The sequence below is a fragment of the Pseudonocardia kunmingensis genome (assembly GCF_006716445.1).
GTDB lineage: Bacteria > Actinomycetota > Actinomycetes > Mycobacteriales > Pseudonocardiaceae > Pseudonocardia > Pseudonocardia kunmingensis.
In genome coordinates, this window is the sequence record NZ_VFPA01000002.1 from 91809 (window position 1) to 111101 (window position 19293).

Below are 19293 nucleotides of genomic sequence, written 5' to 3' on the forward strand. Positions count from 1 at the left end.
GGGGCGCTCCGCCGTGCGCGCGGCGGAGCGCCCGTCCGGGTGGTGGTCGCGCCGCCCGATCGATTCATCCGTTTCGCCCGGCCCGTCGCCGAGGCCCTTGCGCGCGGTTCCGGCCCCGATCGTGTGTCCCGGAACCTGCTGGGCGAGACTGCCCGCCGTGATGAGGAGTCATCTGACGGGTGAGGAGACGGGATGAAGCTGGCGACGATCCGGACGGCGACGGGGCACCGGGCGGTACGCGTGGACGGGAGTGGCGCCGTCGAGACGGGCGACGCCGACGTGCGCGCCCTGCTCGAGCGGCCGGACTGGGCGGAGCACGCTGCTGCGGCGGCCGGGCCCGTGCACCCGCTCGACGGGCTGGACTACGCGCCGCTCGTCCCGTCGCCCGAGAAGATCATCTGCGTCGGGCTGAACTATCGCGACCACGTGCTCGAGATGGGCAACCAGCTGCCCGACTACCCGACCGTCTTCGCGAAGTTCGCCCCCGCCCTGGTCGGCGCGTACGACGAGATCGTGCTGCCGCGCGCGTCGCAGGCGATCGACTGGGAGGTCGAGCTCACGGTCGTGATCGGGCGGTCGGTGCGGCACGCCACCCCCGAGCAGGCCGAGGCGGCGATCGCCGGCTACACCGTCCTGAACGACGTGAGCGTGCGCGACTTCCAGTACCGCACGAAGCAGTTCCTCCAGGGCAAGACGTTCGAGAAGAGCACCCCGCTGGGCCCCTGGCTGGTCACCCCCGACGAGCTGCCCGAGGGCGGGTGGGAGGTCTCCACCGTGCTCGACGGGGAGACGATGCAGCGCTCGTCCACCAGCGAGCTCGTGTTCACCCCGGTCGACCTGGTCGTCTACCTCTCCGGGATCGTCACGCTCAACCCGGGTGACGTCATCGCCACCGGCACGCCCGGCGGCGTCGGCCACGCGCGCAAGCCCCCGCGGTACCTGACGGACGGCGCGGAGCTGGTCACGACGGTCGCCGGCGTCGGCGAGTGCCGCAACACCTGTCGCCTCGAGGCGGCACCGTGACACCTGCGGGCACCCGCTCGCTCGCGCACACGCTCGCATGGGCGGGGGACGGCGCGGCCCACCTGCGCGGTCTGATGACGCGCATGGGGGAGGAGGCGTTCGCGGCGCCGTCCGCGCTGCCCGGGTGGAGCCGCGCGCACGTGCTCACCCACGTGGCGCGCAACGCCGACGCGCTGATCAACCTGCTGACCTGGGCGCGCACCGGGGTCCGCACGCCCGCCTACGCCGGACGGGAGCAACGCGACGCCGACATCGAGGCGGGGGCGCGGCGCACGCCTGCGATGATCCGGGACGACGTCGTGGAGTCCTCCGACCGCCTGGCGCGGGTGGTGCGCGCGATGCCGGACGCCGCGTGGTCGGCGCAGGTGCAGAACGCGCAGGGGCGTGACCTCGTGGCCACCGACATCCCGTGGCTGCGGGCCCGGGAGATGTGGATCCACGCCGTCGACCTCGACGTCGGCGCGTCGTTCGCGGACATGCCTGCTCCCATGGTCACCGAGCTGCTCACGGACGTGACCGCGACGATGGCGCAGAAACCGGACTGCCCGGCCCTGCACCTCGTCGCGCCCGACGGTGCGGAGTGGGTGGTGGGCGACCCGGGTGCCGCCCGCACGATCCGGGGCCCGGCCCCGGAGCTCGCGGCGTGGCTCCTGGGCCGCAGCAGAGGCCGCACCCTGAGCACGGCAGACGGCGGGAAGCCCCCGACGCCACCCCGCTGGCTCTGACCCCCGCCACTCCGCACAAGGCGGGCGGTGTGCGAAGCGGCCGGTGGGTGTGCGAAGTCGCCCGCAGGGTGTCCGTGGGCATCGCCGTCCGCGCCGTTGTCGTGGGAGGCTCCGGCACGTGCCGTCGTCGCCGCGTCCCGTTCCGGACTTCGCCGCCGTCCGTGCCGAGTTCGCGCTCCCCGACGCGTTCCCGCCCGCGGTGCTCGCCGAGGCGTCGCGGGCCGCCGCGGAGCGCCCCGGGCCCGGGCCGGGGCGCCGCGACGCCACGGACATCGCGCTGGTGACGATCGACCCGCCGGGGTCGAAGGACCTCGACCAGGCCGTCGGCGTCGAGCGCCGCGGTGCGGGTTTCCGGGTGCACTACGCGATCGCCGACCTGGGGGCGGTCGTCGCGCCCGGGGGAGCGCTCGACGCGGACGTGCGGCGGCGCGGCCAGACGATCTACCTGCCGGACGGGGCGGTGCCGCTGCACCCGCCGGTGCTGTCCGAGGACGCCGCGAGCCTGCTGCCGGACGGGCCGCGGGCGGCCGTGCTGTGGACGTTCGACCTGGACGGTGACGGCGAGGTCGTCGCGGCCGAGGTGGAGCGGGCGGTCGTGCGGTCGCGGGCCCGGCTGGACTACGCGGGCGTGCAGGCCGACCTCGCCACGGACGCGCTGCACCCGGCACTGGCGGGCCTCCCCGAGCTGGGGCCGCTGCGGCGGGCCCACGCGGTGCGCCGCGGCGCGATCGAGCTGGAGCTGCCCGAGCAGGAGGTCGTGCCGGACGGCGCAGGCGGCTGGACGGTGCAGGTGCGCCGCAGGCTCGACGTCGAGTCGTGGAACGCGGAGATCTCGCTGCTCACGGGCATGGCCGCAGCGCGGATCATGCTCGACGCGGGCGTCGGTCTGCTGCGCACGCTGCCCGCGCCGGATGCGGAGGCGCTCGCGGCGTTCCGGCGCGCGGCGGGCGAGCTGGGCTTCGCGTGGCCCGAGGGGGCGTCGGTGGCCGAGGTCCTGGCCGGGTTGCCTGCGGACACGCCGTCGACCCTCGCGCTGCGCCGGGCCGCCACTACGTTGCTGCGCGGGGCCGGGTACGCGGCCTTCGACCGGGACGCGGGCGTCGCCGCGCCGGACGACCCGGGACACGGCGGCATCGGTGCCCCGTACGCGCACGTGACGGCGCCGCTGCGGCGACTGGTCGACCGGTTCGGCACCGAGGTGTGCCTGGCGGTGGTGGCGGGTGAGGGGCTGCCGGAGTGGCTGCGCGGCGCGCTGCCGGAACTGTCCGAGGTGATGGCCGCGTCCGACACCCTGGCCGGGCGGGTGGACCGCGCCTGCGTGGACCGCACGGAGGCCGCCCTCCTGCACGCCCACGTGGGACGCGAGTTCGACGCCGTGGTCCTGCGGCCGGGGCAGGCGGACGGGGAGGCGGGTGAGGTCTACGTGCCGGAGCCGCCGGTGCTGGCGCGCTGCACCGGTGACCTCACCGCGGGTGCTCTGGTGCGCGTCCGGCTGCAGGAAGCGGATCCCGCGACCGGGCGCATCGAGTTCGCGGCCGGGCCTCGCGGATCGTTCTAGTGAGGCTACCCTCAGTCGCGGCGGACGGTCCGCCGGACAGACTCGGGGGAGGTGGGCCGTGCCCGTGCGCGCGTTCCGCTACGGCATCGAGCACGAGTGCGCGCTGGTGCTCGCCGACGGCGGTTTCGCCGACCACACGAACACCGGCTTCGAGGAGCTGCAGTCCGTGGTCGACGCGCTCCCCCTGGACCCGCAGGACTACCCCGACCTGCGGGTCGGTGATCAGGGGATCAAGCGCAAGCGCTGGTACGTCGAGGGCTACGAGCGCTTCGACGACCACGGCGGGCTCACCCGCTGCGACCCGAAGGGCATCGAGGTGCGCACCCGCATCCACGACTCGGTGGCCGCCGCCGTCGACGCGCTGCGGGCCGACCTGCGGCGCCTCGACGCGGCGCTGGCGGGCACGCGGATGCGCACGACGACGATCTCGTTCAACCCGGTGCGTTCGGAGTACCGCATCGCGCCGCCGCTGAACGCCTGGGAGCAGACGCACCGCCAGGGTTCGCCCGAGGAGCGCACGGCGCAGGTGCACATGTCGACCTACGGGCCGGACCTGAACCTGTCCTGCGCGGACCTCGGCGCGGCCGCCCTCGTCGACGTCGGCCGCAAGCTCACCCACTACAGCCCGTGGCTGGTGCCGCTGTCCTTCTCGTCGCCGTTCCGGGACGGGGCGCCGTGGGGCGGCCTCTCGGCGCGCACGGCCGTGCGCACGGGCGTGCGGCCGGCGGCCCTGGTCTTCCTCGGCGAAGACGACGAGCAGGTCGACGCCGACCCGTCGCTCACGCAGGTGGCCCGGTTGCCGGCGGAGGTCGGGCGCATCGAGTTCAAGGCGTTCGACTCCTGCCCCGACCCCGAGCTGTACGGCGAGCTGCTCTCCCTGCTGACCGGGGTGGTGCTGGACGAGACGCTGCCCGGCAGGCGCACGACTCCGGACGCGGCCCTGCACCGCCACGTCGCCGGCCCGGGGCTCGCCGACGACGCCGTCCACGCCGGCACCGGAGAGCTGATCGACGCCGCGAAACGCGCGCTCGCCGGGCGTCCGGACGACCTCGCCCGGCTCGAGCGCCTGCGCGGGCGATGGGAGCGGCGCGAGTCGCCCGCTGACGCGATGCTCGCGGCGTACCGGGCGGGCTCCCCGGTCGCCGGCCTGCAGCCCTGAGGCGGCGGCGCGGGACCCGCCCTGTCCGGACGGGAGACTCGCCCGGTCAGGACGGGAGACTCGCGCTGTCGGTTCGGGAGACTCGCCCGGTCAGGACGGGGGACTCGCGCTGTCCGTTCGGGGGACTCGCGGTGCGGTGGGTCAGGTGTAGGAGTGTTCGTCGGCGGGGTAGTGGCCGCCGCGGACGTCGGCGTCGAAGCGCCTCGCCGCGTCGAGCAGGGTGGCGCCGAGGTCGGCGTACTGCTTGACGAAGCGGGGCTTGCGGCCGCGGTTCATGCCGGCCATGTCCGACCACACGAGCACCTGGGCGTCGCAGTCCGGGCCGGCGCCGATGCCGATCGTGGGGATCGCGAGCTCGGCCGTCACCCGTTTGGCGACCTCGGCGGGCACCATCTCCAGCACCACCGCGAACGCGCCCGCGGCCTGCATCGCGAGGGCGTCGGCGACGAGCTGGTCGCCCGCGCTGCCCCGGCCCTGCACGCGGAACCCGCCGAGCGCGTGCTCGCTCTGCGGGGTGAAGCCCAGGTGCGCCATCACCGGGATGCCGGAGCCGGTGAGGGCCTCCACCTGCGGGGCGAAGCGGGCTCCGCCCTCCAGCTTGACGGCGTGCGCCCCGCCCTCCTTGAGGAACCGGAACGCGGTGCCGAGCGCCTGCTCGGGGCCGGTCTGGTAGCTGCCGAACGGGAGGTCGGCCACGACGAGCGCCGACCGTGCGCCCCGCACGACCGCCTTGACCAGCGGCAGCAGCTCCTCGACCGTCACGGGGAGCGTGTTCTCGTAGCCGTAGACGTTGTTGGCGGCCGAGTCGCCGACGAGCAGCACCGGGATGCCGGCCTCGTCGAAGATCTCCGCGGTGTAGGTGTCGTACGCGGTGAGCATCGCCCACCGCCGCCCGCTCTCCTTGAACGCGTGCAGGTGCGGGATGCGGGTGCGCCGCGGGGGCGGGGCGGTGGTCGGGCCGGTGCGGTACGGCGGGGTCTCGTCCGCGGGCTGGGCGTGCGTCGGTCGGGACATCATCGTCCGTCCTCCCTCGAGGCCCGTGCGGGTCCCCGGGTCGTCAGGTGCTGACCCGAGCAGCGTGACACCGGCGGGCGGAGCCGGGCAGCGGCTGGGACGAGGTTCACACGCCCGTGCGCGGGGCCGCCGGGGTCCGGAGCGCGACTCGCGGGGCGGTGGGCGGTCGTGCCCGCCCGCGACGCTGGCATGCTGGGCTCGTGTTCGACCGCCTGCGCTCCGTCGCCGTCGCTGCCGCCTCCTGCTCCGTCGCGCTGGTGCTGGCCGCGTGCGCGCAGTCCACCCCCGGTTCGGCGGCGCCCGATCCACCCGAGCCGGACCCGGGTCTGACCCGGTTCTACGAGCAGCAGCTGAGCTGGGGGCCGTGCGGGGAGTACGCGGTCAGCGCGATGGACCAGCAGACGTACGCGAACCCGGCGCTCGAGTGCGCGCGGCTGGAGGTGCCGCTGGACTACGCGGCGCCCGACGGCGAGACGGCCCGGATCGGCGTGCTGCGCCAGAAGGCCACCGGCGAGCGGATCGGCTCGCTGCTGATGAACCCGGGCGGCCCGGGCGGGTCGGGCATGAGCCTCGCGGCGTCGCTGTCGGGCCGGCTCACCGAGAGCCCGGTCGCCCAGCGCTTCGACCTCGTCGGGTTCGACCCGCGCGGGGTCGGGGCGAGCACGCCGACCATCGACTGCCTGAACGACGCCGAGTGGGAGGCCGAGCGCGCCGACCTCGACGTCGACCCCTCGCCCGAGGGTGTGGCGCAGACCGAGGCGGAGAACCAGCAGTACGCGCAGCGCTGCACCGATCGGTCCGGCGGCCCGGAGGTGCTGGCGAACGTCGGCACCCGCGACGTGGTCCGGGACATGGACATCCTGCGCCAGGCCCTCGGCGACGAGAAGCTGACCTACCTCGGCTACTCCTACGGCACCCGCATCGGTTCGGCGTACGCCGAGGCGTTCCCGCAGAACGTCCGGGCCCTCGTGCTCGACGGGGCGCTGGACCCCACGCAGACCACCGTGGAGCGCACCGTCGACCAGAACGCCGGGTTCCAGCAGGCGTTCGACGCCTACGCCGCGGACTGCGCCACGCAGCCGAACTGCCCGCTCGGCACCGACCCGGCGCAGGCCACCGCGAACTTCCAGGCGCTGACCCGCCCGCTGATCGACCAGCCCGCCGCCGCCGAGGGCGGGGCGCGCACGCTCTCCTACCCGGACGCCGTGACGGGCACGATCCAGGCCCTGTACCTGTCGGACTACTGGCCGGTGCTCTCGCGCGGGCTGTCCGCGCTCGCGGCCGGGGACGGCACGATCCTGCTGCGCCTGGCCGACATCTACAACGACCGCGGCGAGGACGGCCACTACGGCAACAGCATCGAGGCGTTCATCGTCATCAGCTGCGTCGACGAGGAGCGGATCACCGACCGCGCCGAGCAGGCCGAGCTGATCCGCCGCTCGATCGAGGCGGCGCCGTTCCGCGACGACGGCCGCGGGGTCGTGGCCGCGCTCGACCCGTGCGCGTTCTGGCCGGCCCCGCCGACCAGCGAACCGCACGTGCCGCAGGTGGAGGGCCTGCCCCCGACGCTGACGGTCTCCGTGACCGGCGACCCGGCCACCCCCTACCAGGCCGGTGTCGACCTGGCGGAGGCGCTGAACGGGGGCCTGCTGTCGGTCGAGGGCACGCAGCACACCGCGGCGCTGCAGGGCAACCAGTGCGTCGACGACATCGTCAGCTCCTACCTCATCGACCTGCAGCTGCCGCCCGACGGAGCCCGCTGCGCGCTCCAGTAGTGCGTTGACCATCTGTGGGCACGACGAACGGCACTCTCGTCGGCCAGGTACCGACGAGAGTGCCGTTCGTCGGCTGGGAGCCTGCCGCTTCCTGCGTCCTGAGCGCCCGGGCCACGGGAGTGATGTCGCACCCGTGGGGGAGCCCGGAAACATGCCCGTAACGCGACGTTCCTAGGCTCGGCGCCCATGGACCGCCAGCAGGAGTTCGTGCTCCGCACCCTCGAGGAACGCGACATCCGCTTCGTCCGGCTCTGGTTCACCGACGTGCTGGGCTACCTCAAGTCGGTGGCCGTGGCACCCGCGGAGCTGGAAGGGGCGTTCGCGGAGGGCATCGGCTTCGACGGCTCCGCCATCGAGGGCTTCGCGCGGGTGTACGAGTCGGACATGGTGGCCCGACCCGACCCGTCGACGTTCCAGGTGCTGCCCTGGGAGACCACGTCGGGCGAGCACTACTCGGCGCGCATGTTCTGCGACATCGCCATGCCCGACGGGTCGCCGTCCTGGGCGGACCCGCGGCACGTGCTGCGGCGGGCGCTGTCGCGGGCGGGGGAGGCGGGCTTCACCTGCTACGTGCACCCCGAGATCGAGTTCTACCTGCTGCGCGACCTGCCCGACGACGGGTCGGCACCCGAGCCCGCCGACTCGGGCGGCTACTTCGACCAGGCGAGCCACGACGTCGCCCCGCACTTCCGGCGCAACGCGATCGAGACGCTGGAGTCGATGGGCATCTCCGTCGAGTTCAGCCACCACGAGGGCGGGCCGGGCCAGCAGGAGATCGACCTGCGCTACGCCGACGCGCTCACCATGGCCGACAACATCATGACGTTCCGCTACGTCGTGAAGGAGGTCGCGCTGCGGCAGGGCGTGCGCGCCTCGTTCATGCCCAAGCCGTTCTCGGCCCACCCGGGCTCGGCGATGCACACCCACTTCTCGCTGTTCGAGGGTGACCGCAACGCCTTCCACGACCCGAACGACCCGTACGAGCTGTCCGAGACCGGCAAGGCGTTCGTGGCCGGGGTGCTGCGGCACGCGCGCGAGATCAGCGCGGTCACCAACCAGTTCGTGAACTCCTACAAGCGCCTGATCGTCGGCGGCGAGGCGCCCACCGCCGTGTCGTGGGGCCACGCGAACCGCTCGGCCCTGGTCCGGGTGCCGATGTACTCGCCGGGCAAGTCGTCCACCCGCCGCGTGGAGATCCGCACTCTGGACAGCGCGTGCAACCCCTACCTGGCCTTCGCGGTGATCCTCGGCGCCGGCCTCACCGGCGTGCAGAAGGGCTACGAGCTGCCGGCGCCCACCGAGGACGACGTCTGGTCGCTCACGGAGACCGAGCGCCGCGCACTGGGCTACGAGTCGCTGCCGCAGAACCTCACCGAGGCGCTCTCGGCGATGGAGCACTCGGAGCTCGTGGCCGAGGTCCTCGGCGAGCACGTGTTCGACTTCTTCCTGCGCAACAAGCGCAGCGAGTGGGACGGCTACCGCCGCCAGGTCACCCCCTACGAGCTGGCGACGTACCTGCCGGTGCTCTGAACCCGTCGGCGCCAGGTGTACGGCGTCGTCGACGACACCCTGACCAGCCCCGCCCGCTCCAGGATCGGGCGGGAGTGGTCGGTCGAGTCGCTGTGGATCAGTGTCTTGCCCTGCGCGAGCGCGGAGCGGGCGCGAACGGCGGTGAGCGCCCGGTAGATACCGCGTCCACGCCACTCCGGCAGCGTGGCTCCACCCCAGATCCCGGCGAACCGGCTGCCGGCGACGGGCTCCAGCCGGCCCGTGCCGACGATGCGGCCGCCGGCCTCGGCGATCCACAGCTCCGTCCCGTCGCTCAGGGCCAATCGCCGCAGCAGCGCATCGGCGATCCGGTCCGGGGCGTCGTCGGCGAAGACGGCCGACGCCGTCGCGCACATCGCGCGGACGTCGGGCTCGTCGACCACCCGCCGCGCCGTCACGCCGGCGGGCAGCGCCACGTCCGCGATCAGCCCGGCGGCCTCGCCGATCATGATCGACTCGGTCTCGCCCTCCGCGAAGCCGTGTTCGGTGAGGGCGTCGTGCAGGCCGGGCGCGTGGTCGTGGCCGCGGGTCTTCCACTTCACCCGCTCGATCCCCGGGTCCGCGCGGTAGTGGTCGAGGGCATCGACGACCAGCTGCCGGACCGCCGGGGCGTCCGCGCCGCCGAGATCGCGGTAGGTGACCCAACCGCGCCCGCCGGGGAAGGTCACCAGCCGCAGCGGTCCGTGCCGGGTCACCGCGATCGCGCTGGGCGCCTCGGTGCGCAGGTGGTCGTCGTAGGCCTGCAGCAGGTGGGCGGTATCCGGCACGTGCGCCACCCTGCTGCGTCGTGGCGCCGCTCGGCAACCCGATCTCGTGGTCCGGTCGTCGCGGAGGTCTCGCGCCTCGGGCCGACGGGGGGCACACTCGGTGGCGTCGACGGAAGATCGCCCGACATCTCCACCTGTCGCTCGCCGGGCCGATGACGACGTCGGCGATCACGAGTCCGTGAGGGGGCGTGGGCGTGGGCTTCGCTTCGACGGCGCCGGGGCGTCGGCTGCTGGGTCTGGCGCTGACACCGGTCGTCGCCTGTTCGGTCATGATGATCTCCGGGGCCTCGGCCGCGGCCGACACCCCGGAACCCGATCCGCCGGGCTCGTCCCCGGACGGCGCGGCACTCAACAGCCTCATCGATCCGGCCTTGCTGGAGTCGCTGCAGCAGTCGATCGTCGGCCTGGTCGTCGTCTGGGAGGAACCCGAGGACCCCTTCGCCCTGGGGGACGTCCCGGAACCGGGGGGCCCGGCGGTGCCCGGCGCCGAGCCGCCGGTCATCACGATCTGCACCGGCTGGTTCGACACCCCGACGACGATCGCCACCGCGGGCCATTGCGTCGATCCCGAGCAGGGCAGGCTGGCGATCGACCTCCAGAAGGGGCCGTCGATCGACCCGGGCACCGGTGAGCCGCTGCCGACGCCGCCGGTGCGGCCCGAGCCGGAGCGCGTCGTCTACGCCTTCCAGCCCCGCGAGATGCCGGGAGCCGTCATCACGTCGCCGGTCGTCGTCCGGGTGGACAGCTTCCGCCCGGGGGAGGAAGGCGACACCGCCAAGCTCGAGATGCACGGCATGCCGCCGGGGAAGCCGCTGGCGATCGCCCCGACGGCACCGAGGCTGGGCGAGACGGTCACCTCCATCGGCTTCCCGGGGCTGAACATCGACGAGACCGACGGCGTCAACCTCGACGCCCTCCTCAGCGGTGGCAAGACGCCTGCCGAGGTGCTGCAGGACTCGCGCCTCCAGCCGGTGAACACCAGCGGCACGATCACGGCCAGGCAGTTCCGGAACGGCGTCGCCGTGTACCAGATCAACGCCGACCTCGCGGAGGGTGTGTCCGGCGGGCCCACCATCAACTCCCGCGGCGAGGTCTACGGCATCAGCAGCCAGATGTCGGTGCCGTTCCTCGGGCAGAACTTCAACGTCATCACCGACACCGGGATGTTGCGGGAGTTCCTGGGGCACGAGCCGCTGCAGCCGGGCGCGGCCTCGACGAACGAGGACAGCCGGCTCGCGAGCGGGAGCGGTCCGTTGGGGGGCGGGCTGCAGACCGGGTGGATCGTCTTCCTCTCGGTGCTGGGCGGGGCCGTCCTCGGCGGGCTCACGATGTGGCTCTTCGCGCGGTCCACGCGCAGGCCGTCGGCCGGGGGCGGGGACGAGTCCCGGCCCCCGCCGACGGCCGTACGGGCCCGCGACGGCGCGGATCCGCCGCCGGGCGGTGGCTGATCCCGGTGATCAGCCCAGCGACACGGCGACCCGCTCGAGTGCGTCCCAGCTGTCCTGGGCCCCGTCCTCCATGCCGGTCTCGAGGATCGCGTCGCGCACCTGCCGGTCGGTGACCTCGGTGAGGACGGAGACCGTCGTACGCCCGTCGTGCTCCTCGAAGGTGTAGGTGCAGAGGGCGGGCGGCCCGTCCGGCGCGCCCTCGTACGCCTCCGTGCAGACGATGCGCCTCGCCGGGTCGATCTCGCGGTACTCGCCGTGGAAGCCGACCTCGTGGCCGTCCTCGGTGACGAGGACGTGGCGCCACCGCCCGCCGACCCGCAGGTCGACCTCGGCGACGGTCACCTCGCCGCGGCCGCCGCTCCACCAGCGCTTGATCAGCTCGGGGGTCGTCATCGCGCGGTAGACGAGGTGCGCGGGTGCGGCGAACTCCCGCGTCATGAGGATCTGCGTGTCGGACGGCAGGGTCAGCACCGCGCTGTGCGTCGTGGTCATGTCCGTTCTCCGTTCTCGGGTTGACGTGCTTCTGCTTCCGTGAGCTCGGCGAGGACGTCGTCGAGCCGCGAGAACCGGCCCTCCCACGTCGCGGCGTAGCGGGACACCCACGCGTGGATCGGCTGCAACGGCCCGCCGTTCATGCGGTACAGGCGGTGCCGCCCCTCGTCGCGCACCTCCACGAGCCCCACCTCCCGCAGCACCCGCAGGTGCTTGGAGACCTGGGGCTGGGCGAGCCCGACCGCCGACACGATGTCGCCCACCGGCAGCTCGCCGCCGGCGAGGACGTCGAGGATCTGCCGACGCCGGGGCTCGGCGACGGCGTTGAACGCGTCCGTGGTGGTCGCCGCCCGTGCCATGGGAAGCAATGTATACCCATATGGGAATGTGTCAACGCCGGAACCGGGCCGGCAGGCGTTCTCAGGCGCCGAGCGCGACGTCCAGCAACGTGATCGAGTGCGCCGGGAAGGTGTAGGAGGAGCCGGTCAGCTCGACCCGCTGCGGCGCGCTCAGCGTGACGGCGTCGGGCTCGGCGATCGAGTTGCAGGCGAACAGGTCGGAGCCGTCGGCGCCGATGCCGCGGACCTCCGCCGTGCCCGGCAGCGCGGCGCCGTCCAGGTCGAGGCGGGCGGTGACGGCCTCGGTCGCGGAGCGGTTGATCACCGCGACGTGCAGCGTCCGCCCGTCCACGCTGCGGCTCGGGGAGACGTCGAGCAGGCCGACCACGCTCGGGACGGTGCGGAAGGTGCCGTCGGCCCGCCGGTCGTCGCCGAGGCGCAGCGCCGTGGTGCGTGCGGGGCCGTGCACGGTCGCGGCGAGCGGGACCGGGCCGGTGTGGTTCTGGTAGAGGTCCCACACGTGGTAGGTCGCGGCCTTCACCAGGCCGTCGGGGCGGACCGCGAGCAGGCCGTTGGCGTTGACCAGGTTGACGGTGTTGGCCATGCCCACCGGCACGTCGAGCTGCGAGGCGCGGTGCATCGCGTGGAAGACGCCCGCGTAGTAGAGGGCGTCGGCGAGCGTGCGGGGGCTGTAGCGGTTGACGCGCTGCGCGGGCCCGTCCGCGGCCGGGGTGTCGCGCGGCGCGATCCCGCCGTCGGCGCCGGGCTGCGGCTCCGGCCAGGTGCCGGGCTCGACGTGGCGGATGTTCCACTCGTCCATCGCGATGGCCAGCGGACGGCTGCGCCCGTGCGCGGCCTGCACGCGCCGGATCGTGTCGGACTGGGCCTGGATCGCCTGCTCGACGTAGAGCGACTGCGCGACGACGGCGTCGAACTCGGCCTCGCTCGGGTCGGTGAGGTGGCGGCTGGCGCCGTAGAGGTGCAGCGAGACGTAGTCGACGCGGTCGCCCAGCCCCGCGACGACCGGCTCGGTCCAGTCGTCGCGCTCGCTGCCGACCGCGATGAAGCGCAGGCCCGGGTCGACCAGGTCCATGAACTTCGCGTGCTCGCGGGCCGCGGTGACGTACTCGGCGACCGGCCGGTGCCCCATCTGCCACGGGCCGTACACCTCGTTGCCCAGTCCCCAGAAGCGCACGCCGTACGGCTCCGGGTGCCCGTCCTCCGCCCGCTGCCGGGCGAGGGTCGTGTCCCCGGCGTAGTTGGTGTACTCGACCCACCGCACGGCGTCGTCGACGTCGCGGGCGTGGTGGGCCAGGTAGGGCGCCGTGCCGACGGCCTCGCACCACGCGAGGAACTCGGGCGTGCCGAAGCGGTTGCTCTCCTCCGACCCCCAGGCCAGCTCCAGCCGGCGGGGGCGCTCGTCGCGCGGGCCGATGCCGTCGCGCCACCAGTAGGGCGAGGTGAAGTTGCCGCCGGGCCAGCGCACCACCGGCAGGCCCAGGGCGCGGCAGGCCTCGAGCACGTCGGCGCGGCAGCCGCGCAGCGGGCCGTCGGCGATCGACAGCGGCGAGCCCTCGTCGAACACCCCGCCCTCGATGTTGCCGAAGAAGGCCGACTCGAGGAAGTGGCCGTAGATCATCGGGTCGATCGGGGTGGCGCCGGGGAGCGTCGAGATGGAGATGCGGGCTGTCATCAGTTCCCTTCTGGTCACTAGCCTTTGACGCCGCCCTGTGACACGCCCTCGATGATGTAGCGCTGGGCGAGCACGTAGACGACGAGGACGGGGACGCTGGCGATCACGCCGCCCGCCATCAGCAGGTCGTAGCGGGTGGTGTTCTCACCCTGGAGCTGGGCGAGACCGGCCGGCAGCGTCAGCATGTCGGTGCTGAACAGCACGAACACCGGCCACAGGAAGTCGTTCCAGCTGGTGAGGAACGCGAGGACGGCCAGCGTCGCGATGGCGGGCCGGGCGAGCGGCACCATGATCCGCCAGAAGACGCCCCACTGGTTGCAGCCGTCGACGATCGCGGCCTCCTCGATGGAGCCGTGGATGCCGAGGAAGAACTGGCGCAGGAAGAACACGCCGAACGCGCCCGCCGCCGAGGGCACCACCAGAGACGCGTAGCCGTTGAGCCAGCCGAGCTGGTTGACGATGAGGAAGTGCGGGATCAGGAAGATGATCCCGGGCACGAACATCGTGGCGATGATCAGCACGAACAGCGTGCGCTTGAACCGGAACTCCAGGCGCGCGAGCGCGTAGGCGGCCGTGGTGGCCAGCACGACGACGAGCGCGCTGTGCAGCACCGCGGTGAGCAGGCTGTTGCCCAGCCAGCGCAGCACCGGCACCTGCGGGTCGGTGAGGATCTCCGCGTACGCCGACACCGTCGGGTCGTCGGGCCACAGCGAGAAGCCGAGCGCGTTGGCCTCCTGCGGCGACTTGAACGACGTGGAGAGCATGAACGCGAGCGGGAGCGCGATGACGGCGGTGAGCACCACGAGGGTGACCGCCAGCCCGACGCGCGGCGGGCGGCGCCTGCGGGGGAGCGCTGCGGTGGTCATTCCGGGTCACCGGCCTTCCGGAACAGGAGGAACACCAGCGCGCTGACGGCCATCAGCGAGACGGCGAGGATCATGCTCATCGCCGACGACGAGCCGATGTCGAAGCCCGCGATGCCGGTGTCGGCGATGAACCCGATGGCGGTGCGGGTGGCCGTGCCCGGCTGCTCCTGGGTGATCAGCTCCGACTGCCCGAACATGTTGGCCGAGGCGATGATCGTGATCGTCACGACGAACTGCAGCACCCGCCGGATCCCGGGCACGGTCACTGCCCACAGCCGCTGCCACGCACCCGCCCCGTCGACCTTCGCCGCGTCGTAGAGCTCGGCGGGCACGTCGGCCAGCGCTGCGAGGTAGATGACGGTGTTGAAGCCGAGCGTCCACCACAGCGTCGCGACCACGAGGGCGACCCAGCCCGCGGGCAGCGAGGTCGTCCACGCGATGTCGTCGGGCAGCCCGAGCGCGCCGAGGATCTGGTTGACCGGGCCGAGCTGGGCGTCGAGCAGGTAGTTCCACAGCAGGCCGATCACCGCGACGCCGAGCACGTACGGCGCGAAGAACACCGCGCGGAAGAACGTGCGGCCGGGGAACGCGCGGTTCAGCAGCAGCGCGAGCCCGAGGGGGAGCACCACGAGCAGCGGCGCGCTCGCGACCGTGAAGATCGCGGTGGCCTGCATCCCCTTCCAGAACTCCACCGACAGCACGCTGGAACCGCTGAACAGACCGGCGTAGTTGTCGAGCCCGACGAACGGCTGTCGGGGCAGGCCCAGGCTCCACCGGTGCAGGCTCGCCCACAGCCCGAGCCCGATGGGGAGGACGACGAACACCGCGAACAGCACGAAGAACGGTGCGAGGAACAGGTACGGGGTCCAGGGCCGGCCGCGCAGCGTGCGCGCGGGCCGGGTGGCCGTTCGGGGATCGGACCGCGGCAGCGCGATCGAGCTGGTGGTCATGGGGTTCCTCAGGTGGCGTAGAGCTCGCGGAAGTCGTCGAGCTGGCGCTGGGCGGTGTCCTGGCCGAAGGCGAGCGCCTCGGCGGGGGTGGCCCGGCCGAGCACCGCCTCGGCGACGGCGCGCTCGTAGCCGTTGCGCGCGATGTCGCGGGAGCCGGGCAGCTGGGGGAGGAAGTAGAGGTTGTCGAAGACCTCGTCGGTGGCGAGCAGCGCCTGCCGGGACGCGCGGAAGGCCTCGGTCTCGCGGACCAGCGTGCGGGCCGGGGTCATGCCGGCCTCGACCCAGGACGCGGAGTTGCGGCTGGTCCAGTCGACGAAGGCCTGCGCGGCGTGCGCCGTGTGCGGGTCGGCCTGGCTCTGCGCGGTGAGCACGAAGTTGTGCGAGTTCGCGAACGAGCCGGGCCGGGAACCGATCTGCGGCAGCGGAGCGAGCTCCCACGCGAGGTCGGGCGCGGTCTTCTGCAGGTCCGGGATCGTGGCCGGAAGGTCGGTGATGACCGCCGCGGAACCGCGCTTGAACGGGGCGCGTTCGCTGGTGACGCCCTGCGGGCTGTACCCGCGTTCGACGAGCCCGCGCATCCAGGTCAGGGCCTGCACGCCCGCCTCCGAGCCGAACGTGGCCCTGGTGCCGGCCTCGTCGTAGAGGCTGCCGCCGAACTGGCCGAGCAGGCTCACGAACAGCTGCCAGCGCGTCGACGGCACCCAGTACGGGTTCTCCACCCCCGAGGCCTGCAGGGCGGCCATCGCGTCGTCGAACGTGTCGCCGCGCAGCGGCCCGGTGAGACCGGCGGCGGCGTAGGCCCCGGTGCTCCAGTACTGCGCCAGCGTGAACACGTCGAGCGGGATGCCGTAGCGGTGCCCCTGGTAGGTGCCCTGGTCCCAGGCGGCAGGCACGAAGTCGGCACGCCCGATCCCCAGGCCTGCGACGAGGTCGTCGAGCACCACGATGGTGCCGCGGACGGCGAACGTCGCGAGCTGGTCCAGGTGCATGATCGCCACATCCGGGCCCTCGCCCGCGCCGACCGCGGGCAGCAACTTCGCATACATCTGGGTGGCGTCCACCGAGGACATCACGACGCGGATGTTCGGGTGGGCCGCGTTGAACGAGTCGACGATCTTCGCCATCGTCGGCCCGTCACCGCCGGTGAACGGGTTCCAGAACTGCAGGGTCCGGTGCGGGCCGGCGTACCCGCCGGGGAACGCCGCCGCCGGAACCCGCGCCGCGTCCGGGTCGATGGTCGCGGAGCACCCGGCGAGCGCGGCCGTCGCGCCGAGCAGGAGGAACCCGCGTCTACTGAGGCTCACGCTGTCCCCACCTGCTCGAACGCGCTCAACGACGCGTCGTGGTCCTTGCCGCCGACCGGGTACATCGACGTCATCCAGTGGTAGAAGTTGTCGCCGCGCTCGCGCAGCAGGTGGTAGAGGCGGGCGAGCAGCGCGTCGCGCACCGCCTCGTGGGCGGGGTCGGGGTAGCGGTTGTGCAGCTCGTCGGGGTCGTCGCGCAGGTCGTAGAGCTCGTTGACCGACTCCGGGTTGACCACGAGCTTGTACCGGTCGGTCACCAGCGCGCGCTGCGGGTAGGGGAAGTGGTGGCCGTGGAACTCGAGCACCAGGTCCTCGCGCCAGCCGCTCGCGTCGCCGTGCGCGATCGGGCGCAGCGAGGCGCCGTCCACTGCCTTGGCAGGGTCGAGCCCGGCGACGTCCAGGATCGTGGCGGTGAAGTCCAGGAGCGTGGCGAACCGGTCGCTGCGCTGCCCCGGCACCCCGCCGGGCAGCCGGACGATCCCCGGCACCCGGTAGATGTCCTCGTACATCGCCGGGCCCTTGTCGTGCAGCCGGTGCGCGCCGGTGAACTCGCCGTGGTCGGCGGAGAAGAACACCGCGGCGTCGTCGTAGAGGCCGAGCTCGCGGGCGGCGTCGACGATGCGCCCGATCTGCTCGTCGATCATCGTGGTGTAGCCCCAGTAGGCGGCCACCAGCTTGCGCGAGACGTCCTCCGGGATGGTGTCGAACGTCCAGTGCGCGGAGTAGTTGCGCTGCACCGGCGGCTTGCCCTCGAACGTCTCGGTCACCGACGCGGGCAGCTGCACGGCGTCCGGGTCGTACATGTCGAAGTACTCGCTCGGCACGATGTAGGGCAGGTGCGGGCCGAAGAAGTGCGTCGCGAGGAAGAACGGGCGGTCCGGCCCGGCGGCGTAGCGGCGCAGGGTCTCGATCGCGCGGTCGGCCAGGAAGTGCTCGAACGTCGCCTCCACCGGCTGCTGCAGGCGCGCGGCGAGCAGGTTGCCCGGCGTGCCGTTGGGGAAGGTGCCACGGATCTCGTCGGTGATCGCGTACGGCGGCAGGCCTCGAACCTCGAGGTAGGAGAGGTACTCGGGGTGGTCCACCGGGTTGTGCCAGCCGGGCAGGTGCGGCCCGTCGAACCCGTAGTCGTTCGGTGTGCGGCAGGTGCCGACGTGCCACTTCCCGATCAGCCCGACGTCGTACCCGGCCGCCCGCAGGTCCTGGCCGAACGTGTACTGGTCGTCGGCCAGCTCCTCGCGGTAGCCGACGTTGCGCTCGTAGTTCGCGAGCAGCTGGTGGCGGTAGGGCGCCGCGCCGGTCAGCAGGCTGGCGCGCGCGGGCGTGCAGATCGCGGTGGGCGTGTAGAAGCGGTCGAACACCGTGCCCTCGGCGGCGACGCCGTCGAGCACCGGCGTGCGGACCACCCGGTTGCCGTAGGCGCCGAGGGTGTCGGTGCGGTGCTGGTCGGTGAGGAAGAACAGGACGTTCGTGGGAGTCATGCCGATCCTGTGAGTCGGGGCGGGAGCGAGCCGGTGAACGTGATCGACGGGTCGTGCAGCACGAGTGCCACACCGCCCAGCGCGCCGTCGAGGTCGCCGAGCTCGGCCGTGCGGACGGTGACGTCGTCGACCTCGTCGAGGGGCAGGTGGCGCGCGAGCGTCTGGCGGACGGGGCGCACGAGGTGCTCACCGAGGGCGGCGAGGTCCCCGCCGAGCACGGCCGTCGACACGTCCAGGACGCTGCCGGCTCCGGCCAGTACCAGGCCGATGCGCTGGCCCGCCTCCGCCAGCACGCCGCGGGCCCGCTGGTCGTCGCGGTCGAGCGCCTCGGCGAGCCCGGACACGGTGGTGACGCCGCCGTGCGCGAGGACGGTCTCCACGCGCACGTAGCACTCCAGGCAGCCGCGGCGACCGCAGCGGCACAGCGGCCCGGCGGGGTCGAGGCACACGTGGCCGAACTCGCCCGCCGCGTCGCCACGACCCCGGTGCACGCGACCGTCGAGGATCACCGCGCCGCCCACGCCGCTGGACAGCCGCACGTACAGCACGTCGGGGATCCCGCGCGCCGCGCCCCACACCGACTCGGCGAGCCCCGCGAGGCGCGCGTTGTTGTCGGTGCGGACGGGCACGCCGAACGCGCCGGTGAACGCCTCGCGGATCGCGCCGACGACCGCGGGCCGGTCACCGATGCTGCCCGCGATCCCGATGCCGACGGCCGCGAGCGTCGCCCCCGGCTGCCCGTCGAGCACCTTGCGGGCCAGGCGGACGGCGATCGCGCGGCGGGTCTCCCACGGCGTCGTGCGCGGGTAGGGACGCGAGGCGGAACCGACGATCTCGTGGGCGGCGTCCGCGGCGACGACCGCGACGCGGGTGTGGCCGAAGTCGAGCCCGAGGACGAGCCCGGCGGCGGGGTCGAGCGACAGGCTCTGGGGGGTGCGACCGACGCGGCCGGGCGCGGCGGTCTTGGTCACGACCACCTTGCCGGCCGCGAGCAGGTCGGCGGTCAGCGCCGAGACCGTCGCGCGGGAGAGCCCGGTGGCCTCGACCAGCTCCGCCCGGCTCGCGCGGCCCTGCCTGCGCAGGTGCTCGAGGATCCACGCCTCGTGGGCACGGCGTGGGGAGCGGGGCGGGTGCAGCCGACGTGGGGGCACGCCG

At 73.4% G+C, this 19293-nt stretch carries 17 protein-coding genes; 7 read left to right on the forward strand and 10 right to left on the reverse strand.

The genetic code is table 11. The features are described from left to right. Window positions 1–192 precede the first annotated feature (192 nt). The 4 genes from FB558_RS16255 (at window position 193) to FB558_RS16270 (ending at window position 4465) form a co-directional block, all read left to right on the forward strand. Complete coding sequence (locus FB558_RS16255) at window positions 193–1023, forward strand: fumarylacetoacetate hydrolase family protein (protein ID WP_142054414.1); 831 nt, start codon at window positions 193–195, stop codon at window positions 1021–1023. Then, the gene (locus FB558_RS16260) at window positions 1020–1748 is read left to right on the forward strand and encodes a maleylpyruvate isomerase family mycothiol-dependent enzyme (RefSeq protein ID WP_246106549.1); all 729 of its coding nucleotides are present in this window, start codon (window positions 1020–1022) and stop codon (window positions 1746–1748) included. Before FB558_RS16255 ends, FB558_RS16260 begins: the two co-directional genes overlap by 4 nt. A 118-nt stretch (window positions 1749–1866) precedes the next feature. After that, window positions 1867–3306: an RNB domain-containing ribonuclease gene (locus FB558_RS16265; RefSeq protein ID WP_142054416.1), complete on the forward strand. Its 1440-nt coding sequence runs from the start codon at window positions 1867–1869 to the stop codon at window positions 3304–3306. 58 nt (window positions 3307–3364) lie between these two features. Continuing rightward, window positions 3365–4465: a glutamate-cysteine ligase family protein gene (locus tag FB558_RS16270; protein ID WP_246106550.1), complete on the forward strand. Its 1101-nt coding sequence runs from the start codon at window positions 3365–3367 to the stop codon at window positions 4463–4465. Between the two features lie 141 nt (window positions 4466–4606). Here FB558_RS16270 and panB read toward each other — a convergent pair whose 3' ends face one another. Beyond that, entirely contained in the window at window positions 4607–5479 is an 873-nt protein-coding gene (gene panB / locus FB558_RS16275; protein ID WP_142056488.1) for a 3-methyl-2-oxobutanoate hydroxymethyltransferase, read from the reverse strand. A gap of 200 nt (window positions 5480–5679) precedes the next feature. Between panB and FB558_RS16280 the strand changes: the two genes are divergently transcribed. Together FB558_RS16280 and FB558_RS16285 are read left to right on the forward strand one after the other, a co-directional pair. Next, on the forward strand, window positions 5680–7254 hold the full coding sequence (locus FB558_RS16280; protein ID WP_211366637.1) for an alpha/beta hydrolase: 1575 nt from the start codon (window positions 5680–5682) through the stop codon (window positions 7252–7254). A gap of 186 nt (window positions 7255–7440) precedes the next feature. Continuing rightward, window positions 7441–8784, forward strand: a complete 1344-nt coding sequence (locus FB558_RS16285) for a glutamine synthetase family protein (RefSeq protein WP_142054418.1) — start codon at window positions 7441–7443, stop codon at window positions 8782–8784. On the opposite strand, the gene FB558_RS16290 is transcribed toward FB558_RS16285, so the two are convergent. Further along, the gene (locus FB558_RS16290; RefSeq protein WP_142054420.1) at window positions 8751–9569 is read right to left on the reverse strand and encodes a GNAT family N-acetyltransferase; all 819 of its coding nucleotides are present in this window, start codon (window positions 9567–9569) and stop codon (window positions 8751–8753) included. The two genes, FB558_RS16285 and FB558_RS16290, sit on opposite strands and share 34 nt — an antisense overlap. 194 nt (window positions 9570–9763) lie before the next feature. Between FB558_RS16290 and FB558_RS16295 the strand changes: the two genes are divergently transcribed. Then, window positions 9764–11017 (forward strand): trypsin-like peptidase domain-containing protein, encoded by a 1254-nt coding sequence (locus FB558_RS16295; RefSeq protein ID WP_142054422.1) that lies wholly within the window; start codon window positions 9764–9766, stop codon window positions 11015–11017. A gap of 9 nt (window positions 11018–11026) precedes the next feature. Here FB558_RS16295 and FB558_RS16300 read toward each other — a convergent pair whose 3' ends face one another. From FB558_RS16300 to FB558_RS16335, 8 genes are all read right to left on the reverse strand, one after another. Further along, a complete protein-coding gene (locus FB558_RS16300) occupies window positions 11027–11509 on the reverse strand; it encodes an SRPBCC family protein (RefSeq protein WP_142054424.1) in 483 nt (160 codons plus the stop codon). After that, window positions 11506–11868 carry an ArsR/SmtB family transcription factor gene (locus tag FB558_RS16305; protein WP_142054426.1) on the reverse strand — a complete coding sequence of 121 codons (363 nt, stop codon included), beginning with the start codon at window positions 11866–11868 and terminating at the stop codon, window positions 11506–11508. The genes FB558_RS16300 and FB558_RS16305 overlap by 4 nt, the downstream gene beginning before the upstream one ends. 61 nt (window positions 11869–11929) lie before the next feature. Beyond that, on the reverse strand, window positions 11930–13540 hold the full coding sequence (locus tag FB558_RS16310) for an alpha-L-arabinofuranosidase C-terminal domain-containing protein (protein ID WP_142054428.1): 1611 nt from the start codon (window positions 13538–13540) through the stop codon (window positions 11930–11932). A gap of 17 nt (window positions 13541–13557) precedes the next feature. Continuing rightward, window positions 13558–14406: a carbohydrate ABC transporter permease gene (locus tag FB558_RS16315; protein WP_142054430.1), complete on the reverse strand. Its 849-nt coding sequence runs from the start codon at window positions 14404–14406 to the stop codon at window positions 13558–13560. Continuing rightward, window positions 14403–15356, reverse strand: coding sequence for a carbohydrate ABC transporter permease (locus FB558_RS16320; RefSeq protein ID WP_142054432.1), 954 nt, complete (start codon window positions 15354–15356; stop codon window positions 14403–14405). Before FB558_RS16320 ends, FB558_RS16315 begins: the two co-directional genes overlap by 4 nt. A gap of 8 nt (window positions 15357–15364) precedes the next feature. Further along, window positions 15365–16660, reverse strand: a complete 1296-nt coding sequence (locus FB558_RS16325; RefSeq protein WP_142054434.1) for an extracellular solute-binding protein — start codon at window positions 16658–16660, stop codon at window positions 15365–15367. Next, complete coding sequence (locus FB558_RS16330; protein WP_142054436.1) at window positions 16657–18138, reverse strand: sulfatase family protein; 1482 nt, start codon at window positions 18136–18138, stop codon at window positions 16657–16659. Before FB558_RS16330 ends, FB558_RS16325 begins: the two co-directional genes overlap by 4 nt. Continuing rightward, entirely contained in the window at window positions 18135–19289 is a 1155-nt protein-coding gene (locus FB558_RS16335) for an ROK family transcriptional regulator (protein ID WP_142054438.1), read from the reverse strand. The genes FB558_RS16330 and FB558_RS16335 overlap by 4 nt, the downstream gene beginning before the upstream one ends. Window positions 19290–19293: the final 4 nt, after the last annotated feature.

What these genes read in the sequence shown, in the direction of transcription:
- FB558_RS16255 (WP_142054414.1), top strand. Translation starts at nt 193, where the DNA reads ATGAAGCTGGCGACGATCCGGACGGCGACGGGGCACCGGGCGGTACGC.
- panB (WP_142056488.1), bottom strand. Translation starts at nt 5,479, where the DNA reads ATGTCCCGACCGACGCACGCCCAGCCCGCGGACGAGACCCCGCCGTAC.
- FB558_RS16285 (WP_142054418.1), top strand. Translation starts at nt 7,441, where the DNA reads ATGGACCGCCAGCAGGAGTTCGTGCTCCGCACCCTCGAGGAACGCGAC.
- FB558_RS16300 (WP_142054424.1), bottom strand. Translation starts at nt 11,509, where the DNA reads ATGACCACGACGCACAGCGCGGTGCTGACCCTGCCGTCCGACACGCAG.
- FB558_RS16305 (WP_142054426.1), bottom strand. Translation starts at nt 11,868, where the DNA reads ATGGCACGGGCGGCGACCACCACGGACGCGTTCAACGCCGTCGCCGAG.
- FB558_RS16310 (WP_142054428.1), bottom strand. Translation starts at nt 13,540, where the DNA reads ATGACAGCCCGCATCTCCATCTCGACGCTCCCCGGCGCCACCCCGATC.
- FB558_RS16315 (WP_142054430.1), bottom strand. Translation starts at nt 14,406, where the DNA reads ATGACCACCGCAGCGCTCCCCCGCAGGCGCCGCCCGCCGCGCGTCGGG.
- FB558_RS16320 (WP_142054432.1), bottom strand. Translation starts at nt 15,356, where the DNA reads ATGACCACCAGCTCGATCGCGCTGCCGCGGTCCGATCCCCGAACGGCC.
- FB558_RS16330 (WP_142054436.1), bottom strand. Translation starts at nt 18,138, where the DNA reads ATGACTCCCACGAACGTCCTGTTCTTCCTCACCGACCAGCACCGCACC.